4 protein-coding genes and 1 pseudogene are annotated in these 6,765 nt (G+C 44.4%); 4 read left to right on the top strand and 1 reads right to left on the bottom strand.

Going from position 1 to position 6,765, the window contains the following annotated elements; genetic code table 11:
* Window positions 1–331 precede the first annotated feature (331 nt).
* The 4 genes and pseudogenes from H6F92_RS00790 to psbM all read left to right on the top strand — a co-directional run bounded on the left by H6F92_RS00790 (window position 332) and on the right by psbM (window position 4,434).
* Window positions 332–2,344, top strand: a complete 2,013-nt coding sequence (locus tag H6F92_RS00790) for a calcium-binding protein (RefSeq protein WP_242029953.1) — start codon at window positions 332–334, stop codon at window positions 2,342–2,344.
* 49 nt (window positions 2,345–2,393) lie between these two features.
* A pseudogene (locus H6F92_RS00785) lies at window positions 2,394–2,793 on the top strand (hypothetical protein); the annotation flags it as partial.
* A 130-nt stretch (window positions 2,794–2,923) separates the two neighbouring features.
* A complete protein-coding gene (locus H6F92_RS00780; RefSeq protein WP_190356450.1) occupies window positions 2,924–4,042 on the top strand; it encodes a universal stress protein in 1,119 nt (372 codons plus the stop codon).
* Window positions 4,043–4,326: 284 nt separating this feature from the next.
* Window positions 4,327–4,434, top strand: a complete 108-nt coding sequence (gene psbM / locus H6F92_RS00775; protein ID WP_002745897.1) for a photosystem II reaction center protein PsbM — start codon at window positions 4,327–4,329, stop codon at window positions 4,432–4,434.
* Window positions 4,435–5,232: 798 nt separating this feature from the next.
* On the opposite strand, the gene H6F92_RS00770 is transcribed toward psbM, so the two are convergent.
* Window positions 5,233–6,492 carry a pentapeptide repeat-containing protein gene (locus tag H6F92_RS00770; protein WP_190356449.1) on the bottom strand — a complete coding sequence of 420 codons (1,260 nt, stop codon included), beginning with the start codon at window positions 6,490–6,492 and terminating at the stop codon, window positions 5,233–5,235.
* Window positions 6,493–6,765: the final 273 nt, after the last annotated feature.

Here is a 6,765-nt window from a genome sequence, read left to right as displayed (position 1 = left end):
CAGTTATAAGGTTGGTCGGAGTTGACCTGTTAGATTCAGTTAGGGGACTGAAGACCTTACTAGGCGGTTATTTCAGGTATTTCAACCCTATTTCATGCCTAAACGTTTCGCACCATATTTTATATTCTATTGACGGTAGAAAAAAACGCTCTCAAAATGGTAGAAACCATTAATTGATGGTTTGATAGTTTTTAAGCCTAACCCACACCAGTTAGTTCAATGGTTGGGGAAAACAGGCTGAATCGGCTGAATACATAATACCAAAGCAGATGGTGAGCAATGCCCACCCTACATTACTACATTACTCTCAAAAATTGCGAGGTTTAATTTTATGAATTACCCTATTGTCGTTACCGCAGGGGGAACTATAGTATCTGGCGAGAATGGATATTTAACTACGAGTCGTACAGCGGAAACTGTAGTAACATTTGATATTGGTTTTCCCAGTTTACCTAGTTATACAGGAGGTAGTATTAGACAAGGAGATGAGGTTGGTTTTTGGTCAGCACCATCAAATGATACCAGTGAGTATTTATCAGTTGATCCCTTCAGTGGCACTCCAAGCGTTATTTCTGCACCTAATGGTACTTTGTGGAAATATTTTGGTCTTTATTGGGGATCGATTGACGATTATAACTCAATTGAGTTCTGGAAAGATAACACTAGAATTGCCTACTACAGTGGTTCAGATATTGCAACGCTCCTAAACTTGCGAGGTGGTTATATCAATTTCGATGTTAACAACAATGATGGATATTTTAATAAAATTATCTTGACATCTACTCAACAAGCATTTGAAAGTGACAACCATGCTTTTATAAGTGAATTTCCCGGTATTACCCTCACTGTAGCTCCTACCAGTGTGACAGAAGACGGAACAACTAACTTAGTCTATACCTTCACTCGTACAGGTTCTACTACCAGCGCCTTAACCGCTAACTATACAGTTGGGGGAACAGCTACTTTTAGCACAGATTACACTCAAACCGGTGCAGCTAGTTATACCAGTACAACTGGGACAGTGAATTTTCTTGCTGGTTCAGCGACTGCTACTGTAACAGTTGACCCCACTGCTGATACAACAGTAGAAAGTAATGAAACCGTCGCTTTAACTCTTACTTCTGGGACTGGTTATACAGTTGGGACAACTACCGCAGTGACGGGGACGATTACCAATGATGATTTCCCCCAACTCTCCATCAATGACATCACCGTGGTGGAAGGTCAAAATAGTAATGCAATCCTCACCGTCACTGTAAATAATCCAAGTACACAACCAATTAGCGTCAACTATACCACTACACCCATTAACGCTACCGCTAATGTAGATTACACTAGCAAAACCGGAACTATCACCATTGCACCTAATACTGCCACTGCTACTATTAGCATTCCCATCCTCAATGATAACCTCAATGAACCTGATGAAGCTTTTACAGTAACCCTCTCCAATCCGGTTAATGCTACCATCAATCCCGACGAAGCAATTGGACAAGTAATTATTACTGACACCCTACAAAGCGCAATTACTCGCACCTTACCCACTAATGTGGAAAACCTCAGACTAATTGGGACTAATAATATTAACGGTACAGGTAACGCTGGTGACAATAAAATCACCGGAAATAGCGGTAACAATATCCTCGCTGGCGCTAATGGTAACGATATTTACTGTTTCAATGCTTCAACCCCATTAGGAAGCGATACCATCCAAGAAACTACCACCGGCGGTATCGATACCCTCGACTTTACTGGGACAAATACCGCAGTAAGAGTTAACTTAGGGATTACTACAAACCAAACCGTCGTCACCAATAATCTAAAATTGACTTTTTCGGCCAATAACACCATCGAAAATATTATTAGCGATAGCGGTAATGATAGACTAACCGGGAATAGCCTTAATAATACTCTAACTGGTGGTGGCGGCAACGATCAATTAACCGGTCAAGACGGAAACGATAGCTTAATTGGTGGTTCCGGCGATGATTTACTTACTGGTGGTAATGGTAGCGATAACTTTATCTTCAACAGTAGTAATTTAGGAATCGATGCCATCAGCGATTTCACCCCAGGCAGTGATAAAATAGTATTAAGTAAAGCCATATTTACCACTTTAGAAAGTATCATTGGCAATGGCTTCAGTCAACCGGCTGAATTTGCCAGCGTCGATGACGATGATTTAGTCGCCACTAGCAGTGCTTTTATCGTTTACAGTACCAGTAGTGGCAGTATCTACTACAATCAAAATGGTAGTGCTGCTGGCTTAGGAAGTGGCTCTGAATTTGCCAATTTGTTGACTGTTCCTACCCTGATAGCGGCTGATTTCGCACTGATAAATTAACCTAGCTACACTCCAGAAAACGGGTTTCTTTAAGAAACCCGTTTTCTGGAAGCTGCCACAACGGGAACAGTGGAAATGGAAGTTAATCAGGGGATTGTATGAAAAGGAGTTCGAGAGGGAATAGATAATTAAACTGTTTGAAATCATCGACAAGATGATGACTTTATCCCCTGAATTGCAGTCAAGTTTAGAGAGTAAAATCAAACAATTTGAGGAGGAAAGAACCATGCCTTTAATAAGTAATATAGAGTTACGAAGAAGGAAAATTGGAGCGAGAAAATGCTCGTAACTATGTTAAGATGGTGTTAAAAATGCGATGGGGTGACATTCCAATAGAAATTGAGCAAGCGGTCGATAAAATTTCCGTATTATCGATTTTAGACAAGTTACTGAAATCGGCACTAACCGTTAATTCTTTTGAGGAGTTGCGGCAATTTTTGGAACAATAGTCTCAATAGTTTTCTGGATTAAGTGAACTAAACAGAGGAAAAATGCACGAATCATTGATGATACTCAATTCCCCTGGCTACGATCGAATTATCTTAATCTGTAAGGGAAGTTGCCAAAAAGGAGACAATTGTGCGACGGGGAAGACATAAAATTTTTATCGGGATGGCCCCGGGAGTCGGGAAAACCTACAAGATGCTGGAGGAGGGGCATAGTCTCAGAAAGCAGGGAACCGACGTGGTGATTGGACTGCTCGAAACCCACGGCAGAAAAGAGACCGCCGAAAAAGCCGAGGGATTGGAAATCGTACCGAGAAAAATCCTAGAGAAAGAGGGATTTACTTTCTCGGAAATGGATACGGAAGCGATTATCGCGCGCTCACCGCAGCTGTGTCTGATTGATGAATTGGCCCACACGAACGCACCCGGTTCGGAGCGAGAGAAACGCTTTCAGGACGTGGAGATAATTTTATCCGAGGGAATTGATGTTTACTCGACCGTGAATATCCAGCATATTGAGAGTTTAAACGATCTGGTCGCCCGAATCACCGGGGTGGTGGTGCGGGAGCGAATACCCGATCGAATTTTGGAGGAAGCTGATGAAGTGATCGTGGTAGATGTTACTCCCGAAACCCTAGAGGAAAGATTATTAGCGGGAAAAATCTACGCTCCCGAAAAGATCCAACAATCTTTAAATAATTTCTTTCAACGGCGTAATTTAATCGCCCTCCGGGAACTCGCCCTGCGCGAAGTGGCCGATACGGTAGAAGAAGAAGCGAGTAATTCGACCAAATTCATCGGTCAATCCTGTCCCGTTCACGAACGGGTATTAGTCTGTATTTCCACCTATCCCAACTCTTTACGATTATTACGTCGGGGAGCGCGGATAGCGGGGTATATGAACGCGGAATTTTTCGTGATTTTCGTCGATAAACCCGAGCGCTTTCTCACGAAAGAGGAGGCTTTACATATCGAAACCTGCGAACGTTTATGTCGGGAATTCGAGGGTAAATTCTTACGGATTAAAAGCTATCAGGTGGCGGCAGCGATCGCCGAAGTGGCCGAGCGCGAACGGATCACCCAGATTGTGATCGGGGAGAGCCTTCAATCGCGCTGGAAGAATTTCATCAAAGGTTCTTTCACCCAAAAACTCATGCGTCTGATCTGGCAGAAAAATATCGATCTTCACATCATCGCCACCGAACCAAAAGTACCGATTAAAAACGCGCGAGCCAAGGGGGTGAAAAGGTGACTACCTGACTTGAAAGAGGGTGTGGGGTGTAGGGTGTGGGGTGTGGGGTGTGGGGTGTAAGGTGTGGGGTGTGGGGTGTGGGGTGTAGGGTGTAGGGTGTGGGGTGTAGGGTGTAGGGTGTGGGGTGTGGGGTGTAGGGTGTAGGGTGTGGGGTGTGGGGAAGGAAACCTCGGAACTTTCTGCCACTTCCCCACTTCCCCTCTCAAATCAGCAACGCCCTCTGGGATGATATTCTAGGAGTTAATCTTTAATGCAAATCCGTTGTCACTTAAGGGAGTTAACTCATGCAGGTAAATAATCTCGGCTTTATCGCTAGTATTCTATTCGTCCTAGTCCCCACGGTTTTCCTCTTGATTCTGTTTATCCAAACCAGAGAGGAAACCGAGGGTTAAATTCCTTCCCTATCCCTATTTTTCCTAAAAACCCCGGTGATTTCTTGAAGTCATGCGGGGTTTTTTCGCTTCAATTAGGGGAAAATGCTAGTTTCGTCACCTGATCCTAAATCGCCAAAAGTTAAAGTATTTAGGGTTGGCTGAATAAATGTGAAATGTAGGTAAGGTAAGGGTTTTGTGGCTTTTCTCGCCAAACAGGTGCAAGATTTTGAGAGAATCGTGCTTCCAAACCTTGCGTCTTCATCGGCCCGCGTCCTGTAGGGGCGAAGCATTCGGGCAATAACCTATCGGTGAAACCGGAGATTTTCTATCCGAATGCTTCGCCCGTACTTTTTGCCGCAAACCCTAATTAGGGTCTGCGGCAAAAAGTTTTTCCTGGGGGTAGGAGTCAGTAGCCGGTCGTCAGGAGCCGGTCGTTTCAGGCTTTGTTGCCCTCTTTTTTTTTGTACCAAGCGATGTACTACAAGAAGGATAATGCAAGGTTTTTGAAAGTCCCAATCCTATTTTCTTGCACTAACATCGGACTTTAACAGGTCAAAAGCTTTATTTTAAAAGGGTTTTACCATTATTCAGCCAACCCTATTTAGGGTTGGCTGAATAAATGTGAAATGTAGGTAAGGTAAGGGTTTTGTGGCTTTTCTCGCCAAACAGGTGCAAGATTTTGAGAGAATCGTGCTTCCAAACCTTGCGTCTTCATCGGCCCGCGTCCTGTAGGGGCGAAGCATTCGGGCAATAACCTATCGGTGAAACCGGAGATTTTCTATCCGAATGCTTCGCCCGTACTTTTTGCCGCAGACCCTATTGAGTATTACAATCGATCGGATTTGGCGGATCTGAGTTTTTGTCCCTTTTGAGTTTCTCGATTTCTCGTTGATTGGCTTCCCGGTCAGCAGCCACCCATAATTGTTTATCTTCATCCCACTTGGATTCCGTGTATATTGCTTTTTCCCAAAAGCAGGCCGATTTAATTTGTTCTGGATTAAGACCCTCGGCTCCGTTGAGGTTGGCTCGGTAGAGGTAGGCTCCGTTGAGTTCGGCTCCGTTGAGTTCGGCTCCGTTGAGGTTGGCTCGGTAGAGGTAGGCTCCGTTGAGTTCGGCTCGGTTGAGGTTGGCTCCGTTGAGCTTGGCTCCGATGAGTTCGGCTCCGATGAGGTTGGCTCCGTTGAGGTTGGCTCCGTTGAGGTTGGCTCCGTTGAGGTTGGCTCCCTTGAGGTCGGCTCCGTTGAGCTTGGCTCCCCTCAAATTTGTCCGACTTAAATCAAGAATTTTAATTTTATTAGAGTCAGTTGTTTCAGCCAAATTATCGCCAGCTTGTTCATTCTCAACTTTACGCCGGCCGATTACCGTTAAAGCGGCCTGAACTGGAATACTCACGGAAGGAAGCTTTTCTAGGGCTTTCTGTCTTTCCTCTGGCTCCAGTTGTTGAATATTCGAGGGAATGGGGGAATTTTTACGAATGTAGGAAGTCAGGACTTCCATAATTGTCCATTGATCCTTGGGAGAATCTTTGGCAATTCGCTCTAGGGAATAAATGCCGCCAATTACCACCTCCTCTTTACCACTACCGATTTGCTCGACAGCTTTCGAGAAGCGCTCGGTAATCAGACGTTGCTGAGTCAGTTGCATTTCCGCTTGAGAATTGAAATAATTGACAATAAGCCCAATTCCTGCCAAAAGGGTAGCAATTAATCCCAGGGCAGAAATAATCGTTTTGACCACATCAATGGCAAAGGTGCGGCTGTCTTTGTCTTCACGGGCAAAAAGCCCCGGTATTTGCTGAAATAGCCAGAAGGGAAAGATTAGCAGTTTCCAAGCAACTCTGACAAGAGACTGGAGCGATAGCAACAATCTTTTAATTAGCCTTTTTCCCCGGCGATAGGGCATCTTTAGATTCCAAGCAAGAATCGCTCTGGGATGTTGGCTCAAATATTCTTTCGCTTGCTGCCAGTCATCTATCTCATTGCCTTCTTTACCCGATGCCAGCCGTTTTTGATAAAACTCGTGAGCCTTGATCTGGTGCAATTCTAAAGGAATTCGTGGTGATTTTTTCGGAACCATGCAGCGTTTTCCCCGCCAATAGATGGATTTTGCCAAGGGACTGAGGGACTGACAAAACTGTTTTCGAGACCGGTTGAAAAGAAGTAAGTAGGTAGGCGTTAAAAGTTGTCAGATGCCCCCCTTATTAAGGGGGTATTAAAGGGGGGACTAAGGTAGGGCTGTTTCATTCTCGCAAATGTCATTCAATCAAATCCTTATCTGGCAAGGTTTTCAGTCAATTTCTCAGAACAAATATCTGAAAAATTTTTAAAATGCCTTGCTTTGCTTGCCCCG

The sequence above is a fragment of the Microcystis wesenbergii FACHB-1317 genome (genome assembly GCF_014696875.1).
GTDB lineage: Bacteria > Cyanobacteriota > Cyanobacteriia > Cyanobacteriales > Microcystaceae > Microcystis > Microcystis wesenbergii_A.
Note: the sequence above shows the minus strand (reverse complement) of the source record. Positions and strands in the feature narration are given on the sequence as shown.

What these genes read in the sequence shown, in the direction of transcription:
- H6F92_RS00790 (WP_242029953.1), top strand. Translation starts at nt 332, where the DNA reads ATGAATTACCCTATTGTCGTTACCGCAGGGGGAACTATAGTATCTGGC.
- H6F92_RS00770 (WP_190356449.1), bottom strand. Translation starts at nt 6,492, where the DNA reads ATGGTTCCGAAAAAATCACCACGAATTCCTTTAGAATTGCACCAGATC.
- psbM (WP_002745897.1), top strand. Translation starts at nt 4,327, where the DNA reads ATGCAGGTAAATAATCTCGGCTTTATCGCTAGTATTCTATTCGTCCTA.